The organism is Nocardioides conyzicola, from assembly GCF_039543825.1.
In the GTDB taxonomy this organism is placed as follows: domain Bacteria; phylum Actinomycetota; class Actinomycetes; order Propionibacteriales; family Nocardioidaceae; genus Nocardioides; species Nocardioides conyzicola.
The window spans coordinates 2742440-2764757 of sequence record NZ_BAABKM010000002.1 but is presented as its reverse complement, the minus strand read 5'-3'; the positions used below and the strand labels follow the sequence as shown (position 1 = coordinate 2764757).

20 protein-coding genes are annotated in these 22318 nt (G+C 71.9%); 8 read left to right on the top strand and 12 right to left on the bottom strand.

The genetic code is table 11. The features are described from left to right. On the top strand, positions 1-849 hold the full coding sequence (locus ABEA34_RS16510; protein WP_345522484.1) for an ABC transporter substrate-binding protein: 849 nt from the start codon (positions 1-3) through the stop codon (positions 847-849). A 36-nt stretch (positions 850-885) separates the two neighbouring features. After that, on the top strand, positions 886-1299 hold the full coding sequence (locus ABEA34_RS16505; protein WP_345522483.1) for a DUF2695 domain-containing protein: 414 nt from the start codon (positions 886-888) through the stop codon (positions 1297-1299). A 225-nt stretch (positions 1300-1524) separates the two neighbouring features. On the opposite strand, the gene ABEA34_RS16500 is transcribed toward ABEA34_RS16505, so the two are convergent. Genes ABEA34_RS16500 through ABEA34_RS16490 form a run of 3 tightly spaced genes read right to left on the bottom strand, consistent with a single transcriptional unit; the run spans position 1525 to position 5334 of the window. Beyond that, a complete protein-coding gene (locus ABEA34_RS16500; protein ID WP_345522482.1) occupies positions 1525-3570 on the bottom strand; it encodes a vWA domain-containing protein in 2046 nt (681 codons plus the stop codon). Further along, positions 3567-3953, bottom strand: a complete 387-nt coding sequence (locus ABEA34_RS16495) for an OsmC family protein (protein WP_345522481.1) — start codon at positions 3951-3953, stop codon at positions 3567-3569. The genes ABEA34_RS16500 and ABEA34_RS16495 overlap by 4 nt, the downstream gene beginning before the upstream one ends. Beyond that, complete coding sequence (locus ABEA34_RS16490; protein ID WP_345522480.1) at positions 3946-5334, bottom strand: MoxR family ATPase; 1389 nt, start codon at positions 5332-5334, stop codon at positions 3946-3948. Before ABEA34_RS16490 ends, ABEA34_RS16495 begins: the two co-directional genes overlap by 8 nt. Before the next feature lie 69 nt (positions 5335-5403). On the opposite strand from ABEA34_RS16490, the gene ABEA34_RS16485 reads away from it, so the two are divergent. The 4 genes from ABEA34_RS16485 to ABEA34_RS16470 all read left to right on the top strand — a co-directional run bounded on the left by ABEA34_RS16485 (position 5404) and on the right by ABEA34_RS16470 (position 8424). Continuing rightward, positions 5404-5769, top strand: coding sequence for a YchJ family protein (locus tag ABEA34_RS16485; protein WP_345522479.1), 366 nt, complete (start codon positions 5404-5406; stop codon positions 5767-5769). After that, positions 5766-6275 (top strand): GNAT family N-acetyltransferase, encoded by a 510-nt coding sequence (locus ABEA34_RS16480; protein WP_345522478.1) that lies wholly within the window; start codon positions 5766-5768, stop codon positions 6273-6275. Before ABEA34_RS16485 ends, ABEA34_RS16480 begins: the two co-directional genes overlap by 4 nt. Before the next feature lie 90 nt (positions 6276-6365). Then, a complete protein-coding gene (locus ABEA34_RS16475; protein WP_345522477.1) occupies positions 6366-6806 on the top strand; it encodes a pyridoxamine 5'-phosphate oxidase family protein in 441 nt (146 codons plus the stop codon). A 34-nt stretch (positions 6807-6840) separates the two neighbouring features. Next, positions 6841-8424, top strand: a complete 1584-nt coding sequence (locus ABEA34_RS16470; RefSeq protein WP_345522476.1) for a GAF domain-containing sensor histidine kinase — start codon at positions 6841-6843, stop codon at positions 8422-8424. On the opposite strand, the gene ABEA34_RS16465 is transcribed toward ABEA34_RS16470, so the two are convergent. After that, positions 8411-9064 (bottom strand): response regulator, encoded by a 654-nt coding sequence (locus tag ABEA34_RS16465; RefSeq protein WP_345522475.1) that lies wholly within the window; start codon positions 9062-9064, stop codon positions 8411-8413. The two genes, ABEA34_RS16470 and ABEA34_RS16465, sit on opposite strands and share 14 nt — an antisense overlap. Positions 9065-9629: 565 nt before the next feature. Between ABEA34_RS16465 and ABEA34_RS16460 the strand changes: the two genes are divergently transcribed. Then, the gene (locus tag ABEA34_RS16460) at positions 9630-10877 is read left to right on the top strand and encodes an HNH endonuclease signature motif containing protein (RefSeq protein WP_345522474.1); all 1248 of its coding nucleotides are present in this window, start codon (positions 9630-9632) and stop codon (positions 10875-10877) included. 11 nt (positions 10878-10888) lie between these two features. Here ABEA34_RS16460 and ABEA34_RS16455 read toward each other — a convergent pair whose 3' ends face one another. Then, positions 10889-11824, bottom strand: coding sequence for an SDR family oxidoreductase (locus tag ABEA34_RS16455; protein ID WP_345522473.1), 936 nt, complete (start codon positions 11822-11824; stop codon positions 10889-10891). Positions 11825-12011: 187 nt separating this feature from the next. On the opposite strand from ABEA34_RS16455, the gene ABEA34_RS16450 reads away from it, so the two are divergent. Continuing rightward, entirely contained in the window at positions 12012-12848 is an 837-nt protein-coding gene (locus ABEA34_RS16450; protein ID WP_345522472.1) for a helix-turn-helix transcriptional regulator, read from the top strand. 21 nt (positions 12849-12869) lie between these two features. On the opposite strand, the gene ABEA34_RS16445 is transcribed toward ABEA34_RS16450, so the two are convergent. The 7 genes from ABEA34_RS16445 to ABEA34_RS16415 all read right to left on the bottom strand — a co-directional run bounded on the left by ABEA34_RS16445 (position 12870) and on the right by ABEA34_RS16415 (position 22251). Beyond that, positions 12870-13196 carry a hypothetical protein gene (locus ABEA34_RS16445; protein ID WP_345522471.1) on the bottom strand — a complete coding sequence of 109 codons (327 nt, stop codon included), beginning with the start codon at positions 13194-13196 and terminating at the stop codon, positions 12870-12872. 27 nt (positions 13197-13223) lie between these two features. Next, complete coding sequence (cydD, locus tag ABEA34_RS16440) at positions 13224-16406, bottom strand: thiol reductant ABC exporter subunit CydD (protein WP_345522470.1); 3183 nt, start codon at positions 16404-16406, stop codon at positions 13224-13226. Next, positions 16403-17419 carry a cytochrome d ubiquinol oxidase subunit II gene (gene cydB, locus ABEA34_RS16435; protein ID WP_345522469.1) on the bottom strand — a complete coding sequence of 339 codons (1017 nt, stop codon included), beginning with the start codon at positions 17417-17419 and terminating at the stop codon, positions 16403-16405. Before cydB ends, cydD begins: the two co-directional genes overlap by 4 nt. A gap of 15 nt (positions 17420-17434) precedes the next feature. Continuing rightward, positions 17435-18886, bottom strand: coding sequence for a cytochrome ubiquinol oxidase subunit I (locus ABEA34_RS16430; RefSeq protein WP_345522468.1), 1452 nt, complete (start codon positions 18884-18886; stop codon positions 17435-17437). A 280-nt stretch (positions 18887-19166) separates the two neighbouring features. After that, a complete protein-coding gene (locus tag ABEA34_RS16425; RefSeq protein ID WP_345522467.1) occupies positions 19167-20360 on the bottom strand; it encodes a lipid-transfer protein in 1194 nt (397 codons plus the stop codon). Further along, a complete protein-coding gene (locus ABEA34_RS16420; RefSeq protein ID WP_345522466.1) occupies positions 20357-20803 on the bottom strand; it encodes a Zn-ribbon domain-containing OB-fold protein in 447 nt (148 codons plus the stop codon). The genes ABEA34_RS16425 and ABEA34_RS16420 overlap by 4 nt, the downstream gene beginning before the upstream one ends. A gap of 50 nt (positions 20804-20853) precedes the next feature. Then, positions 20854-22251 (bottom strand): cystathionine beta-synthase, encoded by a 1398-nt coding sequence (locus tag ABEA34_RS16415; RefSeq protein WP_345522465.1) that lies wholly within the window; start codon positions 22249-22251, stop codon positions 20854-20856. Positions 22252-22318: the final 67 nt, after the last annotated feature.

Here is a 22318-nt window from a genome sequence, read left to right as displayed (position 1 = left end):
ATGCGGATCGTCTCCCTGCTCCCGTCGACCACGGAGATCCTCTTCGCCATCGGCGCGGGTGACTCCGTCGTCGGCGTGACCTTCGAGTGCGACTTCCCGGCCGAGGCACGGAGCCGGCGGATCGTGTCGACCTCCGCACTGCCGGAGGGGCTGGCGCCCGCCGAGATCGACGCGTACGTCGTCGGCGCGGTCGCCCGCGGCGAGGACCTCTACCACCTGTCGGCCGACGCGCTCGCCGAGCTCGACGCCGACCTGGTCGTCACGCAGGACCTCTGCGCCGTCTGCGCGGTGGACGTCTCGGTCGTGGACGAGGCGCTCTCCTACCTCGACTGCCGGGCCGACGTGCTGACCATCGACCCGCACACGCTGGACGAGGTGTTCGACTCGATCCTCGTGCTCGGCCGGGCGACCGGGCGCTCGCCCGCGGCTGAGCAGCTGGTCTCCGGGCTCCGCGAGCGGCTGTCGGCGGTGCAGGCCCGCGTGGCCGGTCTGGCCCGGCCCCGCGTGATGCTGCTCGAGTGGACGGACCCGCCGTACGCGCCGGGACACTGGGTGCCCGAGATGATCGAGGCCGCAGGCGGGACCTGCCTCCTCGGGAGGGCGGGCGCGAGGTCCGAGCGGGTGCTGTGGGAGTCGGTGCACGACGCCGCGCCGGACGTGGTCGTGGCAGCGCCCTGCGGCTACGACGGACCGGGCGCCCAGCGGCTCGCCGACGAGCTGGTCGCCTCGGGCGTGCTGCCCGCCGGGGTACCCGTGCACGCCGTCGACGCCAACGCGGCCTGGGCGCGGCCCGGCCCGCGTCTGGTCGACGGGGTCGAGGAGCTCGCCGCGATCCTGCACCCGGCGTGACCGGGTCGTGTCGGTGGTCGCGGGTAGACATCTGTCATGCCCGAGATGTCCGTGGCCGACGAGGCCGAGCTCTTCCTGAAGATGATCGCCGACCCCGGCTGCGAGCCGGGGCTCTACGAGTGCCTCGCCTGCTTCGTCGCGCGGCGGGTCGAGGACGTCGGTTGCGACGACACGCGGCTCTGGACGCAGTGGTTCCGCGACCTCAAGTCGCCCACGGCGACGGCGCTGGAGACGCGGCTCTTCGACCTCGGCGTCACCTGCGACTGCAGGCTCGTCACGCGCGGCTACCGGATGCATCGCGCGCTGCTGGTGCGCGACCTGATGACCGACGAGCTGTCGGCGCCCGACGAGATGCCCGACTGCGCCGGCGTACGCCGCACCTCGACGAAGCCGTGCGCAAACTGGGAGCGCCGCCCGCTCGACGACTGGCAGCCGCCGCGGCACGGCTAGGTCGCGCCGGGGCGCCGGCGGCGTACGGTGGCGCCGTGGATGCGTGTCCGCGCTGCGGCCACTCGGCGAAGGTCGCCAGGTTGTCCTGGATCGACCGGCTGTGGGGCGTGCGACCGCAGTGTCCCGAGCCGAGGCCGACGGACGACGCGTTGGTCAAGAACTGCGGCTGCACCGATCCCTGGCACGTGGCCGGGACCTAGGTGCTGTGGGCGCCGGCCGCGACGGTCAGTCGCCGACCCAGAACCCTCGCCCACCACCCCAGCCACCGAAGCCCCCGGCGCGGTAGGGGCCGTCCCCCAGCGAGCCGCCGCCGGAGCCGCGGCTGCCACGGCGGGAGCCGAGGTACGAGCCGACGACGGCGGCGCCGAGGTCATCGAGCTCGGGGGCGATGACGCGCCCCTCGACCCGGTCGGCCATCTGCTCGATGAAGCGCGCCAGCCCCGGGTCCTCGCCCAGGCGGAAGAACGTCGTCTGCGCGCCGAGGCGTCGGGAGTTGTCGAGCTCGCGGACGGCGTACGCGACCGTCAGCGGGTGCGGCGGGTAGGAGAAGTAGACCTCGCCGTCGGGCTCGAGGTGGGAGGTCGGCTCGCCGTCGGTGACGATGAGCAGCACCGGCTGGGCGTTCGGGTGCTTGCGGAAGTGCCGGTTGGCCAGCAGCAGTGCGTGGTGGAGGTTGGTGCCCTTGTCCCACATCGCGTCGAGCGCCGTGAGCTGCTCGATGTCCATCACCTCGGCGTGCCGGCCGAAGGCGATCAGCTGCAGGTCGTCGCCACGGAAGCGCGACTTGATCAGCGTGTGCAGCGCGAGCGCGGTGCGCTTCATCGGCACCCACCGGCCGTCCATCGCCATCGAGAACGACGTGTCGACGAGCAGCGCGACGCAGGCCTGGGTGCGCGCCTCGGTCTCCTGCACCTCGACGTCCTCGATCGAGAGACGGGGACCGGTGGGGTCCCCGGCACGGCGCAGCACGCCGTTGAGCATGGTGCGCGGCACGTGCCACGGCTCGGTGTCGCCGAACGCCCACTCCCGGGTCGCACCGGAGAGGTCGCCTGCGGCACCGGCCCGCTGGAGGTCACGATTGCCCTGACGCCCGGACATCCGCTCAGCGACGTCGCGCAGCAGCGCCTTGCCGAGCTGGCGCATCGCCTTCGGGGTCAGCCGGAGCTGGCCGTCGGAGCCACGCTTGAGGGTGCCGGAGTCGCGCAGCGCCTTCTCGAGCTGCTGTAGCGTGCGGGCGTCGACGGCGGCCTCGTCACCGAGCTGCTTGGCCAGCTTGTCGAGGTCGAGGTCGTCCATCCGGGCGCCGCCGTACGACTGCGAGATCTGCTCGGAGAGCTGGTCGAGGTCGGCCAGGTCCTGGAAGACACCGGTCCCGTCGCCGAGGCCGAGGCCCTCCTCGCCGCCCATCTGCTCGGAGCCGCCCCAGTCGAGGTCGGGGCGCAGCGCCTGCAGGTTGTCGTCGAGCCGGCCCAGCGACTCCATCAGCTCAGGCGAGCCGAACGCGCCGGCGGAGAGCTCCATCAGCTCCTGCCGCTGCTCGGGCGACATCGAGTTGAGCATCCGCTGAGCGGCGGCCGAGCGCTGGGCGAGGGACTCGAGCAGCTCGTCGATGTTCTGCGGGTTCTCCGGGAAGAAGTCGCCGTGCTTGTCCATGAACTCGTCGAAGTCCTGCTGGGTGTCGTCACCCAGCCGGTGCTTCTCGAGGAGCGAGTTGAGGTCGCCGAGCATCTCGTTGACGGCGGCGCGGTCCTCGTCGGTGGCGTTCTCGAGCGCGTCCTTCATGCCGGCGAACCGCTGGTCCAGGAGCTCGCGGCCGAGCAGGTCCTTGATCTTCTCGTAGTCCTCGCGGGCCTCCCGGCTCGCCCAGTCGTACGACGACAGCTCGCTCACCGCGGCCGCCGTGTTGGGCGACAGGTTGTCCAGCTGCATCTCGCGCAGCGCCCGGTCGCCCTCGTCCATCATCGCGTCGCGGGCGAGCTGCTTGCGCTCCTCGAGCACCGCCTTGTCCAGCAGGTCCTTGACCTCCTGGAGGGTGCCGTCGAGGTTGTGCCGCTGGGTCAGCTCGCGCCGCCGCTCCGCGACCCGGCGGGCCAGGTCGTCGAGGCCGCTCTGGTCGCGGCCGCCGCGTCGCAGGAACTCGCGCATCGCCCGCTCGGGCGAGTAGCCCGCCATCACGTCGTCGCCGATGGCGTCGAGCGCCTCGGCCAGGTCGACCGGCGGGGCGAGCGGGTCGCCGCCGTCGTACCTCTTGAAACGGGAGCGGTTCCTCATCGCCGGCCCACCGTGACCTCTCCTTGGAGCACCCGTGGGATCTCCGCGACGGCCTCGACCTGGGCCAGCAGCCGCGCGATCACGTCCTCGTCCTCCGGGGAGTCGATGTCGACCTCGTAGGTGATCTCGGCCCGCGCCCAGGACTCGGCGTCGAGCTCGCCCGAGACGCGCACCGTGACACCGTCGACCTGCACGCCCGGCTGGGCCTCCCGGTAGACGTCGTTGACGACACAGCAGCCGACCGACACCAGCAGCTGGTGGGCCCCGGTCGGCTCGGCGTCGACGGTGATCCCCTCGTCCGACCATCCGTGGTCGAGCAGGGCTCCTCCGGTGAAGGTCCGCGAGCCCGCACCGAGGACGACCTCGACGTGCAGCTCAGCCATAGACGGTCTCGGATCCGTCGGTGTCCTTGCCGACCTTGCGGGAGAGGTAGAGCCCCTCGAGCGCGAGCTCGATGGCGCCCGCCCGCTGGCCGTCGTTGGTGGCGCCGAGGCGGTCGCAGACCTCGTCGTACAGCTCCGACTCCCCCAGCACCGGGAGGCCGGTGAGGAAGTCGCGCGCGGTGACCTGCTCGCCGGTCGTGATCATGGCGCCGGCCTCGACCGCCTGCACGAGCACGGCGAAATCGATGCCCCGGAAGTGGTGGCGCACGGTCTCGGCGGTGGCGGTGCGGAGCAGGTGCGTGAGCACCTCGTCCTCCCGGCCCTCCTCGCCGCTCTCGAACTCGATCTTGCCGCCGAGCACCTCGACCGCGGTCTGCAGGTCGACCACGCGGGCCACCGGCTCCGGCTCGCCCTGCACGGTGGCGCGGTGCAGCGCGGCCGCCGCGATCGTCTCGGCGCCGGCGATGGAGAACCGCGCGGAGACGCCCGAGCGCTGGTCGACGGAGCTGGACTCGCGCAGCGCGCGAGTGAACCGGGCGAGGATCTCCACCAGGTAGTCCGGCACCTGGGCGACCAGGTCGGCCTCCTGCCGGATCACCGAGACCTCGTCCTCGAGCTCGGTCGGGTAGTGCGTGCGGATCTCGGCGCCGAAGCGGTCCTTCAGCGGCGTGATGATGCGGCCGCGGTTGGTGTAGTCCTCCGGGTTGGCGCTCGCGACGACGAGCACGTCGAGCGGCAGCCGCAGCACGTAGCCGCGGATCTGGATGTCGCGCTCCTCCATCACGTTGAGCATCGCGACCTGGATCCGCTCGGCGAGGTCCGGCAGCTCGTTGATCGCGACGATGCCGCGGTGGCTGCGCGGGATCAGGCCGAAGTGGATGGTCTCGGGGTCACCGAGCGAGCGGCCCTCCGCGACCTTCATCGGGTCGACGTCGCCGATCAGGTCGGCGACGCTCGTGTCCGGCGTCGCGAGCTTCTCGGCGTACCGCTCGTCGCGGTGCCGCCACGAGACCCGCAGGTCGTCGCCGTACGTCGCCGCTGCGATCTGCGAGGCGTGGGTGATCGGCTCGTACGGGTGCTCGCCGAGCTCGGAGCCGGAGATCACCGGGGTCCACTCGTCGAGCAGGCCGACCATCGTGCGCAGCAGCCGGGTCTTGCCCTGGCCGCGCTCGCCGAGCAGCACGATGTCGTGACCGGCGATCAGGGCGCGCTCGAGCTGCGGGATGACGGTGTCCTGGAAGCCGTGCAGTCCAGGCCACGGGTCGCGTCCCTCGCGCAGGGCCGCGAGCAGGTTGGTGCGGATCTCCTCGCGGAGCGTCTGCTGGACGTGGCCGGAGGCGCGGAGCTGACCGACGGTGGCGATGTCAGGTGCGGAAGTCACTCCCTCACGCTACTGCGCTGTTCCACAAACGGGTTACGTCTCCGTTTCGGCTGCACCTAGGGTCACGGGGTGGCCCTGCAACAGAACTGCCCCTGCGGATCAGGTGCGTCGTACGACGCCTGCTGCGGTCGGCTGCACCGCGGCGCCGCTCTCGCGCAGACGCCCGAGGAGCTGATGCGGTCGCGCTACGCGGCGTACGCCGTGGGCGACTCCGACTACGTCTTCCGCACCTGGCACCCGCGCACGCGGCCCGACGACCTCTCCCCCGACCCGGGCCGGACCTGGACCGGGCTGACCATCCTCGGTGCGGGTGACGACTGGGTGGAGTTCACCGCGTCGTACGAGCGCGGCGGTGTGGCCGGGGAGCAGCACGAGCGCAGCCGGTTCGAGCAGCGCGGCGGTCGGTGGGTCTACGTGGACGGCGACTTCGCGTGACGGTCATCATCCGGGAGCGCCGCGCCGAGGATGTCCCGGTGCTGGCGCAGGTCCTCGCCGAGCAGCAGGCCGCGACGCAGTACCCCGTCCGGTGGCCGCTGCCCCTCCCCGTCGAGGACTTCCTGGTGCGGCCGGGCGAGGAGCGCGCCTGGGTCGCCGAGGTCGACGGCCGAGTGGTCGGCCACGTCGCCGTCTATGCGCTCGGCGGTCACCTCCGCGAGCACTTCGTCGCCGCGACCGGTACCGAGGAGCTCGCCGAGCTGGCCGTCCTCTTCGTGGGCTCCGACGCGATCGGGACCGGCGTCGGCGGCCGGCTGCACGACACCGCGGTCGACTGGATCATCGCGTCGGGCCGGCAGCCGGTGCTCGACGTCGTACCGGTGCACGACCGCGCGGTCGAGGTCTACCGGCACCGGGGGTGGACGGTCGTGGGCGAGGTCCAGCCGTCGTGGTTGGCCGACGACTTCCCGGTCATGCAGCTGATGACGCTCAGCGGTCGCCCGTAGGCGTCGTCCTCACGAACTCGGGACCAACGGCCCTGCGGCAGCGCTCCGGCACGACGCACGATGGTGGGAAGACCACCTGAGGAGGCTGTCATGCTCGACGTGATCGACCTGAGTCCGGACCAGTGCGAGCAGCTGCTGCGCGCCGGAGTCGCCGGACGGGTCGCGCTGTCCAGCCCCGACGGCCCGCACATCGTGCCCGTCAACTTCTCCGTCGTCGGCGACGCGATCATCATCCGGACCTCGCCGTACAGCGTCCTCGGCACCTACGGCCGCGACACCGTGCTCGCGTTCGAGGTCGACCAGTTCGACCACGACCGGTGGCGCGGCTGGAGCGTGGTGGCGCGCGGTCGGGCCGACGTCGTGACCGACCCGATGGACCTGGACCGGATCCGCGCGACCTGGGAGCCCCGTCCGTGGGCGGCCGGGAGCCGGAACCTCTACCTGCGGCTGCGCTGGACGTCGTTGAGCGGCCGCCAGGTCGGTGCGGACTGGGATCCCCTCGCGACCCTGCCCGTGCGTCGCGCTGTCTGACCCGCTCGCGCGCCGCAGGGAGCAGACTGTGCCCGTGCCCGGCGACGAGAACAACCTCCCGACGTCCACCAAGGCCCTGCTCGAGGCCGTCACCGCCATCTCCTCCGACCTCGACCTGCACGCCGTGCTCGAGCGGATCGTCCAGGCGGCGACCGAGCTGACGGACGCGAGGTACGGCGCGCTCGGCGTGATCGGCAGCGACGCCTTCCTCGTCGAGTTCGTGACCACCGGGCTCACCGACGAGGAGCGCGCTCGGATCGGCGACCTGCCGCACGGTCGAGGCATCCTCGGGCTGCTCATCCACGATCCGCAGCCGATCCGGCTCGACGACCTGACGCAGCATCCCCAGTCGTCGGGCTTCCCCCCGAACCACCCCCCGATGCAGTCCTTCCTGGGCGTGCCGGTGCGGATCCGCGGCACCGTCTTCGGCAACCTCTACCTGACCGAGAAGGCCGGCGACCAGTCCTTCACCAAGCAGGACCAGCTGCTCGTCGAGGCGCTGGCGAGCACCGCCGGGTTCGTCATCGACAACGCCCGCGCGTACGGGCTGAGCGAGCGTCGACGGGAGTGGCTCGAGGCCTCCGCCCAGCTGTCGGAGGCGATGCAGCCGCCGATCGACGTCGACCGGGCGCTGGACGAGTTCGCGAGGGCCGCCCGGTCGACGTCGCGGGCCAGCGCTGCCGCGGTGCTGCGGCTCGTCGACGGTGTCCCGGTGCACACCGTCGCGGCCGACGCGACGGCGTACGACGCCGTGGAGGCGTCGCTGGCGGCCATCACCGAGAGCCCGTGGCCCGACCCCGAGGTGGCGCCGGTGGACGTCGTCCTCGGCGACTTCGCGGCCACGCTGGTGCCGCTGCGCACCCACCTGGTGGCCGGCGGGCTCCTGGTGATGCTGTTCGAGAAGGCGGCCCTGCCCCCGTCGTACGAGGAGCGCTCGCTGCTGGCGTCCTTCGCCGACCAGGCCGGCCTCGCCCTGGACCGGGCGCAGGCGATCGGCGACCGCGCCGAGCTGGCGGTCACCTCGGACCGCGAGCGGATCGCCCGCGACCTGCACGACCAGGTGATCCAGCGGCTCTTCGCAACCGGGCTGCAGCTGCAGGCGGCCGGCTCCCTGGCGGGCAGCCCGGAGGTCGCCGCCCGCATCGACCAGGCCGTCGACGCGCTCGACCTCACGATCAAGGACATCCGCGGCACGATCTTCGAGCTCCAGCGCCGCGACCGCGGGCCGTCGGTGCGGGCCGACCTGCGGCTGCTCGCCCGGGAGTACGCGCCGGTGCTCACGTTCACCCCGGCCGTGCAGACGACCGGGCCCGTGGACACCGCCGTACCGCCCGAGATCCGCGACCACCTCCTGCCCGTGCTGCGCGAGGCGCTCTCCAACGTGGCCCGGCACGCGGCCGCCGACCACGCCGAGATCGAGCTGACCGTCGACGGCAACGAGGTCCGGCTGAGCGTGCTCGACGACGGCGTCGGTGTCCCGGAGGTCGCTGCCGAGAGCGGTCTGCGCAACGCGCGTCGCCGGGCGGCCGCCCTGGGGGGCACCCTGGAGCTCACCGCGCGGCAGCCGCGGGGGACGTCGTTCGTGTGGCGGGTCCCGCTGCGGGTCAGCGGGGGCTGAGCAGCTTGCTGGCCAGCACGGCGGCCTGGGTGCGCCGCTCGAGGCCGAGCTTGGCCAGGATGCTGGAGACGTAGTTCTTGATCGTCTTCTCGGCGAGGAACATCCGCTCCCCGATCTGCCGGTTGGTCAGCCCCTCGGCGATCAGGGTGAGCAGCTTGAGCTCCTGCTCGGTCAGGTCGGCGAGCTCGGGCGCGGTGGTCTGCGGGTGCCGCACCCGCTCCAGCACCCGGGCCGTCATGCTCGGGTCGATCAGGGAGTTGCCGGCCGCGACCTGACGGATCGCGGCGATCAGGTCGGTGCCCCGGATCTCCTTGAGCACGTAGCCGGACGCCCCCGCCATGATCGCAGCGAACAGCGCCTCGTCGTCGTCGTACGACGTCAGGATCAGCGCCCGGATCGTCGGGTCGACCGAGCGGACGGTGCGGCAGACCTCGATGCCGGACCCGTCGGGGAGACGGGCGTCGAGGACTGCGACGTCGGGCCGCAGCGCGGGGATCCGGTTGGCGGCGTCGACCGCCGAGCCGGACTCGCCCACGACCTCGATGTCGTCATGGCTCTCGAGCAGGGCGCGCAGCCCCTGCCGGACGACCTCGTGGTCGTCGAGCAGGTAGACGCGGATCGTGCGGGACTCCTCGGGCATGAGGTCATTCGTACCAGTCCGGTCTGCTCTCGCGCGCGGGTCGAAGGTCCCGAGTGCGTCCGACTGTCCGTTGCCTGCGGGCCGCTCGGGTCGTCAGGCCGGTCTCGGAACCCCGGACGTGAAGGCAGGGCGACGAGCGCGGCCTGCGGGTCTGCTCGAATTGGTCGCCGATAGGCAGTTACGCGGGTACGGCGGGTGGGTGGTGGCGGTCGGCGCCCGACTTTCCGGCCACGGGTCCCTGATCCCGGTGGTTGAGGAGGGCCGCCAGGCCCGTCTCGAAACCCCGGACGTGAAGGCAGGGCGATGAGCGCGGCCCGCGGGTCTGCTCGAACTGGTCGCCGATAGGCAGTTACGCGGGTACGGCGGGCGGTGGGTTGCGGTTGGCGCCCGGGTTTCCGGCCGCAACCCACCGCCGCTGGTAGAGCAGGGCCGCTAGGCCCGTGTCGAAACCCCGGAAAGCCAACCGCCCTCCCGCCATCGAGATCGTGACCTTTTCGTGACCTACAACCCTGTATAAAGCCGTCTGAGGCCTCTGACTGTCGGTGGGCAGTGCTTGGCTAGTCCCATGACAGCGATGACCACACCTCACCACCAGGTGGCGACGGCGACCGCGCGGATGCGCGGCCTCGTCGACGCCGTGGTGGATGCGTCGGTGTGGTCCATGTCTTCTGCCGAGGCCGCGTCGACGCTGCTGGAGCTGACCCGGCTCGAGGCGCAGGTCGTGGAGCTCCGCGCCCGGGTCGCGCGGCACGCGGACGAGCTGCAGGTCGGCACCGACGTCGGTGCCACCTCGACCGCCACCTGGTTGGCGCATCAGACTCGGATGACCCGGTCGGCGGCTGCTGGGGTGGTGCACCTCGGCTACGACCTGGACACCCACGACCACGTCCGGGATGCGCTCGCTGTCGGCGACCTCCGGCCGGAGCAGGCGGTCGTGATCGTCCGCGCGGTCAAGGAGCTCCCGCAGGACCTGGACCCCGACCTCGTGATCCGCGCGGAACGCCACCTGGTCGAGGCCGCTGCTGAGCATGACGCGAAGACGTTGCGGATCCTCGGCCGGAGGCTGTTGGAAGTGGTGGCCCCGGACCTGGCGGACCAGCACGAGGCTGACCTCCTGGAGAAGGAGGAGGCCAAGGCCGCGCAGGCGATGCGGCTGACGATGACCGACGACGGGCACGGCAAGACTCACGGCCGGTTCACCATGCCGACCGTGCAGGCGGCGATGTTCAAGAAGATGCTTCTCGCGATCGCGGCACCCAAGCATCAGGCCGCGACCCACGGGCCCGGGGTCGAACGCCGCCCCGGCCCGCAGCGGATGGGGAGCGCGTTCGCCGAGCTCATCGAACGGATCTCCGCCAAGGACCTGCCCAAGGTGGGCGGCACCGACGCCACCATCGTCATCCACATCGACCTCGACGTGTTGACCGGAAGGCTCGAGAAGGCCGGGGTGCTCGACACCGGCGAGCGCATCAGCCCGAGCCAGGTCCGCCGGCTGGCGTGCACCGCCCGGATCCTCCCCGTCGTCCTCGACGGCAAGAGCGAGGTCCTCGACGTCGGCCGAGCCAAGCGGTTCTTCACCAAGGCTCAGCTCACCGCCCTCGGCATCAGGGATGGCGGCTGCGTCGCCGAGGGATGCGACTGGCCACCCTGGCTCTGCCACGCCCACCACTGGCAGAGATGGGCCGACGACGGCAACACCGACCTCGCCAACGGCGGCGTGCTCTGCCCCCGCCACCACGCCCGAGCCCACGACCCGACCTACGAGACCACCCACCAACCCACCGGCAAGGTCACCTTCCACCGACGCACGTAGGTCGATCGCGTTCAGCCAGCAACCCGGATGCCGGTCAGGTCTTCGGACACCGCCCAGATCCGCTGCGCAGCCTGCTGGTCCTGGAGCGGCTTGAACAGCTTCTGTTCCGCGGGGCGCCCGGTCAGGTGCCCGACACCGCTCGGACTGTAGAACCGCCCGCCCGAGGCGTCCGGTGAGGTGGCGGCGTAGAGGGCGGACCTGCCTGCCGTCTCCACCGTTCCGACCAGGCCGAGGGCAGACATCAGTCGTACGACGCGGCGCGCACCGGTGTCCTGGTCCCGACCCATCTCCGGTCGCGCGGCCAGGAGGCTCGTCGGCGCGACACCGGGGTGGGCGAGGTTGCTGACGATGCCCCAGCCCTCGGCCGTGCTCCGGCGGTGCAGCTCCAGCCCGAAGAGTCCCAACGCGATCTTCGACTGCCGGTAGGCCTTCATGCCGTCGTACTCGCTGGTCCAGGACAGGTCGTCCCATCGGATGGAGCCGCGAGCCGCGGCGACGCTGAGCTGCGACGTCACGCGTGCCCTTCCCGCGCGAAGGCTCGGCAGGAGGTGGCCGACGAGAGCGAAGTGCCCGAGGTGGTTGGTGGCGAGCTGGAGCTCGAGACCATCGACGGTCGTCTGGCGCTCGGGCGGGGTCATCACGCCGGCGTTGTTGAGGAGGAGATGGATCGGCTGGTCCTCGGCGCTCAAGGTCTCGCCGAGAGCGGCGACGGACGCGAGCGAGGACAGGTCGAGATCGCGCAGGGAGACGTTCGCGTCAGGATGCACGGCGCGGATGGCGGCGATGGCTGCGTCTCCCTTGGCGCGATTGCGCACCGGCAGGATCACCTCGGCGCCGGCGCCGGCGAGACGCTGGGCCATCACCAGCCCCATCCCGTCGCTGGCGCCTGTGATCACAGCGCGTCGCCCCCTGAGTCCGGGGATGGTCAGGTCGGCGTTCGTCGTCATGTCGTGCTCCTCGGTGGTGGCTCGGTCGTTGCTCCACGAGTCTGCGCAGACGTGCGGGACCACATCCACGGTCTGCCGATCCGTGGTTGACCGGTCCCTCCAAGAGCCCGAGAGGGGGACCGACGATCCGTGGATAGCCGCTTCGGGACCTGCGAAGGTGGGACGCCTGACGAGAGGAGGCGGTGGGGTGGACCGAGGAGAGCTGGCTGGGTTCCTGCGCGGCCGACGGGAGGCACTGCCGCCCGAGGACGTGGGTCTGCCGCGGGGACAGAGGCGGCGGACCAGCGGCCTGCGCCGCGAGGAGGTCGCGGTCCTGTGCCACATGTCCCCCGACTACTACTCCCGCCTGGAGCAGGAACGCGGGCCGCAACCCTCCGAGCAGATGATCGCGTCGATCGCACAGGGCCTGCACCTGAGCCTGGACGAGCGCGACCACCTCTACCGGTTGGCCGGTCACCACCCGCCGAGCCGCGGCGTGGACAGCGAGCACGTCAGCCCGGGGATGCTCAGGATCCTGGACCGGCTGAGCGACACCCCCGCAGAGATCGTCACCGAGCTCGGTGAGACGTTGCGGCAGACGCCGCTCGGGGTTGCCCTGGTCGGCGACATGTCGGTGCACCGAGGTCCGGACCGGAGCATCGGCTACCGCTGGTTCACGCAGCCCGCCACCCGGGCGCTGTACGTCGAGGAGGAGCACGACTTCATGTCCCGGATGTTCGCCTCCGGCTTGCGTGAGCTGGCCACGAAGCGGGGGCCCGGCTCCCGCGCTGCCGCATTCGCGACCCGCTTGCGGCAGGAGAGCGCTGAGTTCGAGAGCCTCTGGCAGACCCACGAGGTGGGCGTTCGACCCAGGGAGCTGAAGAAGTTCCAGCACCCCATGCTCGGCGTGCTCGACCTACGCTGCCAGACGCTGCAGGACCCCGACCAGGCGCATCTGCTGCTCGTCTACACCGCCGTCCCGGGCAGTGAGAGCCACGAGAAGCTCGAGCTGCTCTCCGTCGTCGGCACGCAGGAGCTTCCATGAGCTGCATGGGACGTGCCGTCGTCAGGCGGCCCCACCCGTCACCCGCGAGCCGTGGAGCAGGTCGGCGATGAGGAGAGCTCCCACCAGCGCCGCGACGACCAGGGACCCGGCCATCACCAGGACGGCGATCACCGCACCGAGACCGAGCAGCCGGGCCAGCGGTGCTCCGCGACCGTTGCGCCAGATCACCACCGTCAGCGCCACGACCACCAGCGCCCCGAGCGCCCAGACGACGGCGGTGGGGTCGCGCTCCACGGCACTCGTGATCGCGCCCAAGGTGAGGATGACGCCGAAGAATCCGACCAGGCAGAGCACGCCTACGTCGAGCACGCCGGGACGCCACGTCACGTCGGCAGCATAGGGCCGGGCGCGGACTCAGGCGAGGCTGACGACCCGGTCCACGCGGTCGAGGCCGGCGTCGGCGTGGGTGATCCACACGACGGTACGGCGACGCTCGCCACCGAGGACCTCTTCGGCGAGCTCGTCGGCCGTGGCGCCGTCGAGGTGGGCGGCCGGCTCGTCGAGGACCAGCACCGGCTGGTCGGCGAGCAGGGAGCGGGCGATCGCGATGCGGGCTCGTTCGCCGCCGGAGACCTGGGCGTGCCCGTCGCCGAGCCAGCTGTCGAGGCCGTCGGGCAGGGCGTCGAGCCACGCGCCGAGGCGCGCCTGGCGCAGGGCGACCTCGACGTCGGCGTCGGTCGCGGACGGGCGCGCCAGGCGGACGTTCTCGACCAAGGTCGTGGCGAAGATGTGCGGGTCGTCGTCGACCAGGCCGACGGTCCGGCGCACGTCGTCGAGGGACAGCTCGGTCAGGGACCGGTCGCCCAGCCGTACGGCGCCGCTCACGGGGTCGACGAAGCGCAGCAGCAGGGACGCGAGCGTGCTCTTGCCGCAGCCGGTCGGGCCGACGACCGCGAGCCGGTCGCCGGGCTCGATCAGCAGGTCCAGGTCGTGCAGCACGATCCGGTCGTCCCAGGCCGCCGACACCGCGTCGAGCCGCATCGTGTCGCCGACGAGCGGGACCGGCGCAACGGCGTCGACGACGGCCGGCGACCGCGCCGACAGTGCGGCCAGCCGGTCCTCGGCCGCCCGGGTCCGGGCCGCGAGCGCGCCGGCGTCGGCCAGCGAGGACGCCGGCTCGCCGAGGGCGAGCGGCAGCAGCACCAGCAGCGCGAGCATCGGGCCGGACACGGCGCCGGGCATCACGAGCGCAGCAGCCGCGACCCCCACCCCGGACGCGAGCAGGACCAGGGCCCGGGCCGTGGCGAGCCAGGTCGCGGCGGCGACGGTACGGCGACCGAGGTCGGCGCTCAGGCCGACGACCACGTCGACCGCGCGCGCCTCGGCCTGCCACATCGCGAGCTCGCTGGCGGTCTGGGTGACCTCGACGACCGCGTCGGAGAGCCGCGCGCGGGTGGCGACGGCGGCGCGCTCGGCGCGGGTCGCCCCCACCCGAGCGAGGGTGTAGGCGGCCGCTGCGGCAGCACAGACGCCCAGCACCACGGCCACCGCAGGCGGCGCAGCGAAGGCGGCGAACGCGACGGCCACGGTCGCCGTGATGGCGAACCCGCGCACCGGCATCCGCACCCGCAGCTCCCGGTCGAGCACGGCGTCGACGTCGTCCACGACGGACGCGAGCACGTCCCCGCGACGCCGCCCCAACGCACCGGGCGTGAGCGGCACGACCGCGTCGTACACCGCGACCCGGCGGTCGGCGAGCATCCGCAGCACGACGTCGTGGGAGCGCAGGCGCTCGACGTAGCGCAGCGCCGGGCGCGCGATGCCGAAGGCACGCACCGCGACGATCGCGACGACCAGCGTGAGGATCGCGGGCTGGTACGACGCCCGCACGATCAGCCAGCCGGCGGTGGCCGTGAGCGCGACCCCCGACGCGGACGCGAGGCCGCCGAGCACCGTGGGCAGCAGGAGCCCGCGACGCTTCTCGTCCACAGGCTTCTCCGGCGACGGCATGGCCCCCGCGACCGAGGCCGCGCGGACCGCCAGCACCGGCTCAGGCGTGCTCAGGGCGACCACCCGGTCGGCGAGCGCGACGAGCGCGGGCCGATGGGCGACGACGACCACCGAGGAGGTCCGTCCGAGCTCGCGCACGGTCTCGGCGATGACCCGCTCCGTCGCGGCGTCGAGGTGGGCCGTCGGCTCGTCGAGCAGCACGTACGGCCGCGCCGCCAGCACCACGCGCGCCAGCGCCAGCCGCGCGCGCTCGCCGGCGGACAGCGTGGTGCCGTCCTCACCGAGCCGGGTGTCGAGGTCGACCGGCAGGGCAACCGACCGCAGCGCCGAGCGCAGCTGGTCGTCGGTCGCGTCGGGCAGCGCCAGGCGCAGGTTGTCGGCGACCGTCCCGGACACGAAGACCGGCCGCTGCGGCAGCCACGCGATGCGGTCGCGGGTCGGCCCGTGGACGGTGCCGGACGTCGGCTCGAGCAGGCCGGCGAGCACCGCGAGCAGCGTCGACTTGCCGCACCCCGACGGGCCCGTGACGGCCAGGACGCCCCGGTCGGGCACGGCGAGGCTGACGTCGTCGAGGGCGGGTACGGCGCGGCCGGGCCGCAGCACGCTCACGTGCTCGAGCCGCATCGAGCCGGGACGCCGGTGCGGGGTCGGGTCCCCCGCGTCGACCAGCTCGCTCGCGGCCTCGAACGTCGCGACCCCCTCGGCCGCGGCGTGGAACTCCGCGCCCACCCGGCGCAGCGGCCAGTAGGCCTCGGGCGCCAGGAGCAGCACGACCAGCGCGGTCTGGAGGTCGAGGTCTCCGTTGGACAGCCGGATGCCCACGGTGACGGCCACCAGCGCGACCGAGAGGGTCGCCACGAGCTCCAGCACGGCCGACGACGCGAACGCGATCTGCAGCGTCTGCAGGGTCCTGCGGCGGTAGCGGTCGGTGATCGCGCGGATCGTCGACGACTGGGCCTCGGCGCGACGGAAGGCCACCAGGGTCGGCAGGCCGCGCATCACGTCGAGGAAGTGACCGGACAGCGACGCCAGCGCGCGCCACTGCAGCCGGGCCCGGTCGCGGGTCGCGAGCCCGACCAGGATCCCGAAGACCGGTATCAGCGGCAGCGTCACCAGCACGATCAGGGCGCTCATCGGGTCCTGCGTGGCGATCGCCACCAGCGTCACGACCGGCAGCACGCCGGCCAGCACCAGGGCGGGGACGTAGCGGGTCAGGTAGGGCTCGGCCGCCGCCGCACCCCGGGTCGCCAGGCCGGCCAGCTCGCCGGTCGACCCGCCGGCACCACCGTCGCGCAGGATGGCACCGACCACGCGCCGTCGTACGTCGGACCCGACGACCGCGGCCGCACGCGCAGCCATCGCATCGGTGGTCCAGCCAGTCAGCGCCCGGGCCGCGAAGACCGCGACGACGACCGCCGCCCAGGCGCCGACGGCGCCGTCGTCCAGCGCGGCGAGGATCAGCTCGGTGACCGCCCAGGCCTGCCCGACCAGCAGCAGGCTGCCGATGCCACCGGCGACGAGCACGACGGCGAGCTGGCGCCGCGCGGGCGCGAGCTGCCGCCGTACCGCCGGATCGGTGGGTCTCACGACACGCGCTCGGGCTCGTGATCGGCGATGTGGTGCACGGAGATCCGCTTGCGGAAGACCCAGTAGGTCCACGACTGGTAGAGCAGCACCAGCGGCGTGAAGATCGCCGCGACCCACGTCATCACCTTGAGCGTGTACGCCGTGGCCGCGGCGTTGGTCGTGGTGAGCGAGAACGCCGGGTCCGTGCTCGACGGCATCACGTCGGGGAAGAGCGCCACGAAGAGGCCCGCGACGGCAAGCGCGATGCAGACGAACGTGCCGAGGAAGCCCCAGCCCTCGCGCCCGACGTACGCCGCGCCGATGCCGCCCACCAGGGCGAGCGCGCCGAGGACGAAGAAGACCGCCGACCCGGCGTTGCCGGTGTGGATCTGCGCCCAGACCAGGAAGGCCACCGCGACCGCCGCGGCGACCAGCCCGAGCCGGACCGACAGCAGCCGCGCGCGGTGGCGGATCTCGCCGTCGGTCTTGAGCGCGACGAACATCGCGCCGTGGGTGAGGAAGAGGAACAGCGTCACGAGACCGCCGAGCAGGCCGACCGGGTTGAGCAGCGTGAAGATCGTGCCGGTGAAGTCCTTGGTCTCGTCGATCGGGACCCCGCGGACGATGTTGGCGAAGGCCACGCCCCACAGGAAGGCGGGCACGTACGAGCCGACGACGATCGCGCGGTCCCACCACGAGTGCCAGGCGGCCTCGGGGCGCTGGTGGCGGTACTCGAAGGCGAGCCCGCGCACGATCAGCGCCAGCAGGATCAGCAGCAGCGGCAGGTAGAAGCCGCTGAAGAGCGTGGCGTACCACTCCGGGAACGCCGCGAACGTCGCGCCGCCGGCGGTCAGCAGCCAGACCTCGTTGCCGTCCCAGACCGGGCCGATGGTGTTGATCATCAGCCGGCGCTCGCGGTCGTCGCGTGCCAGGACGGGCAGCAGCATGCCGACCCCGAAGTCGAAGCCCTCGAGGGTGAAGTAGCCGACCCAGAGGACGGCGATCAGGATGAACCAGACGGTGGTGAGCTCCATGTCGTCTCTCCTCTCCTAGTAGGCGAACGCCAGCGGGCGGTCGTCGTCGCCACTGCCGCCGAGCGTCGGGTCCGGTGGCTCCTCGAACGGGTCCAGGCCCCGCTTCGAGAAGCGCAGGATGAGACCGACCTCGACGACCGCGAGGACGCCGTACAGGAGGGTCAGCGAGAGCAGCGAGATCCAGGCCTCCGTCGTGCTGACCCCCGGCGAGACACCGTTGGACGTGTTCATCAGGCCGAAGACCACCCAGGGCTGGCGGCCCATCTCGGTGAAGATCCAGCCGGCCGAGTTGGCGAGCAGCATCAGGATCGGGGCACCGATGGCCATCCGGCCGAACCACTTCGTCGTCGGCGCTCGGCCCCTGCGGGTGAGGAAGAGGATCACCGTCGCGAGGAACGCCGCGAACATGCCGAGGCCGATCATGTAGCGGAAGGACCAGTACGTCACCGGGATGATCGGCGAGTAGTTGCCGGACGGGTCGTAGTAGCGCGCGCCCGGGTCCTGGCCGTACTTCTCCTGGTACTGCGCCCGCAGGTCGTTGATCCCCTCGACCTTGCCGTCCCACGTCCCGGTGGCCAGGAACGACAGCAGGTGCGGGATCTTGATCGCGAACTTCTCGGACTTCCCGTCCGGCGTACCGATCGTGATGACCGAGAACGACGCCGGCGCCTCGGTGTCGTAGAGCGCCTCGGCCGCGGCCATCTTCATCGGCTGCACCTCGGTCATGATCTTGCCCTGGTAGTCACCGCTGACGGCGACGCCGAGGCCCGCGACCAGGACGACCCAGGCGCCGAGCCGGATCGCCATCCGGTACGTCGTGCGGTCCGGCTGGTGGCGCTTGGACACGTAGAGCCAGGCGGAGACGCCGAGGACGAAGGCGCCTCCGGTCATGTACGCCGCGAGGATCACGTGCGGGAACGTCGCGAGCTGCACCTTGTTGAACATCACGGCCCAGAAGTCGGTCAGCTCGGCGCGACCGTTGTCGGGGTTGTACAGGTAGCCGACCGGGTGCTGCATCCAGGAGTTGGCGGCGAGGATGAACCAGCTCGACGCGAGCGTGCCGACGTGGACGATCCACATGCAAGCGCAGTGCAGGCCGCGCGGCAGCTTGTCCCAGCCGAAGATCCACAGGCCGAGGAACGTCGACTCGAGGAAGAACGCCAGCAGCGCCTCGACCGCGAGCGGGGCGCCGAAGACGTCCCCGACGAAGCGGGAGTAGTCCGACCAGTTCATCCCGAACTGGAACTCCTGGACGATGCCGGTGACGACGCCGATCGCGAAGTTGATCAGCATCAGCTTGGCGAAGAACTTCGTCAGCCGGAGCCACTCGGGGTTCTTGGTCCGGAGCCACTGGGTCTCCATGACCGCCACCAGGGCGGTGAGCCCGATCGTCAGCGGGACGAACAGGAAGTGGTAGACGGTGATGATGCCGAACTGCCACCGGGCGATGTCGAGAATGCTGTCCAACGTGGTCTCCCCAGAAGTCTTCTACGCAGCGACTGCGACGGGTCAACGCTAGGAAGACCCTGCCCTTCGCGCCCGTGCCGTGGGTCCCCCGGAACGGGCCAAAGGTCCCTTCCTCGCGCTTGTGAAAACTTTCTCAAAGTCTGGGAAGGGGTGTTTCAGGGGGGTCCGTCGTACCCCCTCTGGTCGTGACCTGGGCCACCCGAGATCGTCGAGTGACGCGAAACGGCCCCCAGAACGTTGCTCTGGGGGCCGTTTCGCGTCACTCGACGCGGGGCGGGGGTCAGACGCTGAGGAGCACCGAGGAGCCGTGGCCGAAGAGGCCCTGGTTGGCGGTGATGCCGACGCGCGCGCCCTCGACCTGACGGCCGGTCGCCTGGCCGCGCAGCTGCCAGGTCACCTCGCACACCTGGGCGAGCGCCTGGGCCGGGACCGCCTCGCCGAAGCAGGCGAGGCCGCCGGACGGGTTGACCGGGATCCGGCCGCCGAGGGTCGTGTCGCCGGCGCGGAGCAGCGGCTCGGCCTCGCCCCGCTTGCAGAGCTGGAGGTCCTCGATCCAGTCCAGCTCGAGCGCGGTCGAGAGGTCGTAGACCTCCGCGAGCGAGACGTCGGCCGGGTCGACGCCCGCCTCCTCGTACGCCGCGGCGCCGATCGACGCCTTGAACGTCAGGTCGCCAGCGGGCACTGCCGTCGTCGCGTCGGTCGAGAGGTTGGGCATGTCCATGACCGTGTTGGGGAAGGTCGGCGTGACGGTCGAGATCGCGTTGATCCGCACGCCGCCGCCGAGCCCGTGCCTCGCGGCGTACTCCGTCGAGCAGAGCACCACCGCGGCCGCTCCGTCCGAGGTCGCGCAGATGTCGAGCAGGTGCAGCGGGTCGGAGACGACGGCGCTGGTGAGCACGTCCTCGACGGAGACCGCCTTGCGGTAGCGCGCGTTGGGGTTCTCCAGGCCGTGCCGGGCGTTCTTGACCTTCACCTGCGCGAAGTCCTCGGCGGTGGCGCCGTAGAGGTCCATCCGCCGCCGGGCGTAGAGGGCGAAGTACGCCGGGTTCGTCATGCCGAGCAGCCGGAAGCGCAGCCAGTCGGGGTCGTCCCAGCGCTCGCCCGCGTTGGGGGCGAGGAAGCCCTTCGGGGTCGTGTCCGCACCGACGACGAGGGCGACCTCGGACAGGCCGGCGAGGATCCGCGCGCGGGCGGTGTCGAGGGCCTGGGCGCCGGTCGCGCAGGCGGCGTACGACGTGGCGACCTTGGCGCCGTTCCAGCCCAGCGCCTGGGCGAAGGTCGCGCCGGCCACATAGCCGCCGTACCCGTTGCGGACGGTCTCGCCGCCGACGATCAGGTCGACGTCCTGCCAGGCGACGCCGCTGTCGGCGAGCGCGGCCCGCGACGCGTGCACGCCGTACTCGACGAAGTTCTTGCCCCACTTGCCCCAGGGGTGCATGCCGACACCCGCGACGGCCACGTCATGTGCGCTCACTGCTCGGACTCCTCGCCCATCTCGGTGACGGGCTTCCAGCGCCAGATCGTCCGGTCGCCGGTCTCGTCGGTGTAGAGCGTCTCGACGACCAGCTCGGCCTCGGCTCCGACGCGCAGGTCGGCGACGCCGTACCCCTGCGCCACCTGCCCGAGGACCACCAGGCCCTCGGCCAGCTCGACCGCGGCGAGCGCGAACGGCACGTAGGGGTCGGAGCTGGGGATGTACGGCGCGGGCGGCTGGTACTGCGCGTCCGTGTAGGACCAGATCGTCCCCCGCCGCGAGAGCTCGGCGTCCTCGAACTCGTCGCCGGCGCACGCCGGGTTGCTGCAGAACCCCGCCTTGCGGGGGAAGAACACGGTCCCGCAGGTCGTGCACCGGGTCCCGACCAGCGCCGGGTCCGGGCCGGTGGTGAACCAGCCGTCGATCGCCGGGGTCGCCGTCATCCGCACTCCTGAGAACTAGAACGTGTTCTCACTATAGGCGAGAGCGGCGTTCAGCCTCGCGCGAGGTAGCCCAGCAGGTCGTGCCGGGTGACCACGCCGACCGGCTTCCCGTCCTCGTGCACGAGCAGCGCGTCGGCGCCCTCGAGGGACCCGACGGCCTCGGAGGCCGGCTCGGTCGAGCCGATCGACGGCAGCGGCGGCGACATGTGCTCGCTGACGCTGTCGGTGAGCCGGGCGGTGCCGGTGAAGAGCAGGTCGAGCAGGCCACGCTCGGACACCGATCCGACGACCTCGGCGGCCACCACGGGCGGCTCGGCGCGGACGACCGGCATCTGCGAGACGTTGTACTCCTGCAGGATCGCCACGGCCTCGGCGATGGTCTCACCCGGGTGGGTGTGCACCAGGTCGGGCAGCCGCCCGTCCTTGCCGCGCAGCACCTCCCCCACGGTCTGCACGACGCGCTCGACGCCCTCGACCGGGAAGCCGTACTGACCGAGCCAGTCGTCGTTGAAGACCTTGGTGAGGTAGCCGCGACCCGAGTCCGGGAGCAGCACGACGATGACGGCGTTCTCGCCCTCCGGCGTGCCCTCGAGCTCGTGCGCGAGCTGGATCGCGGCGTACGCCGCCATGCCGGACGAGCCGCCGACGAGCAGCGCCTCCTCACGGGCGAGCCGTCGGGTCGTCGCGAACGAGTCCGCGTCGGAGACCTCGATGATCCGGTCGGCGACGTCGCGGTCGTAGGCGTCGGGCCAGAAGTCCTCGCCCACGCCCTCGACGAGGTACGGGCGGCCGGAGCCGCCGGAGTAGACCGAGCCGGCGGGGTCGGCGCCGACCACCTGCACGTCGGGGTTCTGCTCCTTGAGGTAGCGGCCGGTGCCGCTGATCGTGCCGCCGGTGCCGACGCCCGCGACGAAGTGCGTGATCCGCCCCTCGGTCTGCGCCCAGATCTCCGGCCCGGTGGTCTCGTAGTGCGAGCGCGGGTTGTGGGGGTTGGAGTACTGGTCGGGCTTCCACGCGCCGGGCTGCGACGCGAGCCGGTCGGAGACGTTGTAGTAGGAGTCGGGGTGCTCGGGCTCGACCGCGGTCGGGCAGACGACCACCTCGGCGCCGTACGCCTTGAGCACGTTGCGCTTGTCCTCGCTGACCTTGTCGGGGCACACGAAGATGCACTTGTAGCCCTTCGCCTGGGCCACCATCGCCAGCCCGACGCCGGTGTTGCCCGACGTCGGCTCGACAATCGTGCCGCCCGGCTGGAGCTCGCCTGCGGCCTCGGCCGCCTCGATCATCCGGGTGGCGATGCGGTCCTTCACGGAGCCGCCGGGGTTGAGGTACTCCACCTTGGCCAGGACGATCGGTCCCGTTGCGCCTTCCAGGGAGCCCATGGACTTGGACAGCCTGAGCAGCGGGGTGTTGCCGATCAGGTCCAGGAGCGAGTTCACGTACTGCATTGAGTCAATCTAGATGCGGGAGTCACCACCACGTAAACCCCGTGCATACCGACTGGTAGCCGTCCGT

Bases quoted from the DNA above. Each gene is read 5' to 3' on its own strand.
- ABEA34_RS16455 (WP_345522473.1), bottom strand. From the start codon at position 11,824: ATGACGACGAACGCCGACCTGACCATCCCCGGACTCAGGGGGCGACGC.
- ABEA34_RS16415 (WP_345522465.1), bottom strand. From the start codon at position 22,251: ATGCAGTACGTGAACTCGCTCCTGGACCTGATCGGCAACACCCCGCTG.
- ABEA34_RS16495 (WP_345522481.1), bottom strand. From the start codon at position 3,953: ATGGCTGAGCTGCACGTCGAGGTCGTCCTCGGTGCGGGCTCGCGGACC.
- ABEA34_RS16510 (WP_345522484.1), top strand. From the start codon at position 1: ATGCGGATCGTCTCCCTGCTCCCGTCGACCACGGAGATCCTCTTCGCC.
- cydB (WP_345522469.1), bottom strand. From the start codon at position 17,419: ATGGAGCTCACCACCGTCTGGTTCATCCTGATCGCCGTCCTCTGGGTC.
- ABEA34_RS16505 (WP_345522483.1), top strand. From the start codon at position 886: ATGCCCGAGATGTCCGTGGCCGACGAGGCCGAGCTCTTCCTGAAGATG.
- ABEA34_RS16420 (WP_345522466.1), bottom strand. From the start codon at position 20,803: ATGACGGCGACCCCGGCGATCGACGGCTGGTTCACCACCGGCCCGGAC.
- ABEA34_RS16500 (WP_345522482.1), bottom strand. From the start codon at position 3,570: ATGAGGAACCGCTCCCGTTTCAAGAGGTACGACGGCGGCGACCCGCTC.
- ABEA34_RS16460 (WP_345522474.1), top strand. From the start codon at position 9,630: ATGACAGCGATGACCACACCTCACCACCAGGTGGCGACGGCGACCGCG.
- ABEA34_RS16475 (WP_345522477.1), top strand. From the start codon at position 6,366: ATGCTCGACGTGATCGACCTGAGTCCGGACCAGTGCGAGCAGCTGCTG.
- ABEA34_RS16465 (WP_345522475.1), bottom strand. From the start codon at position 9,064: ATGCCCGAGGAGTCCCGCACGATCCGCGTCTACCTGCTCGACGACCAC.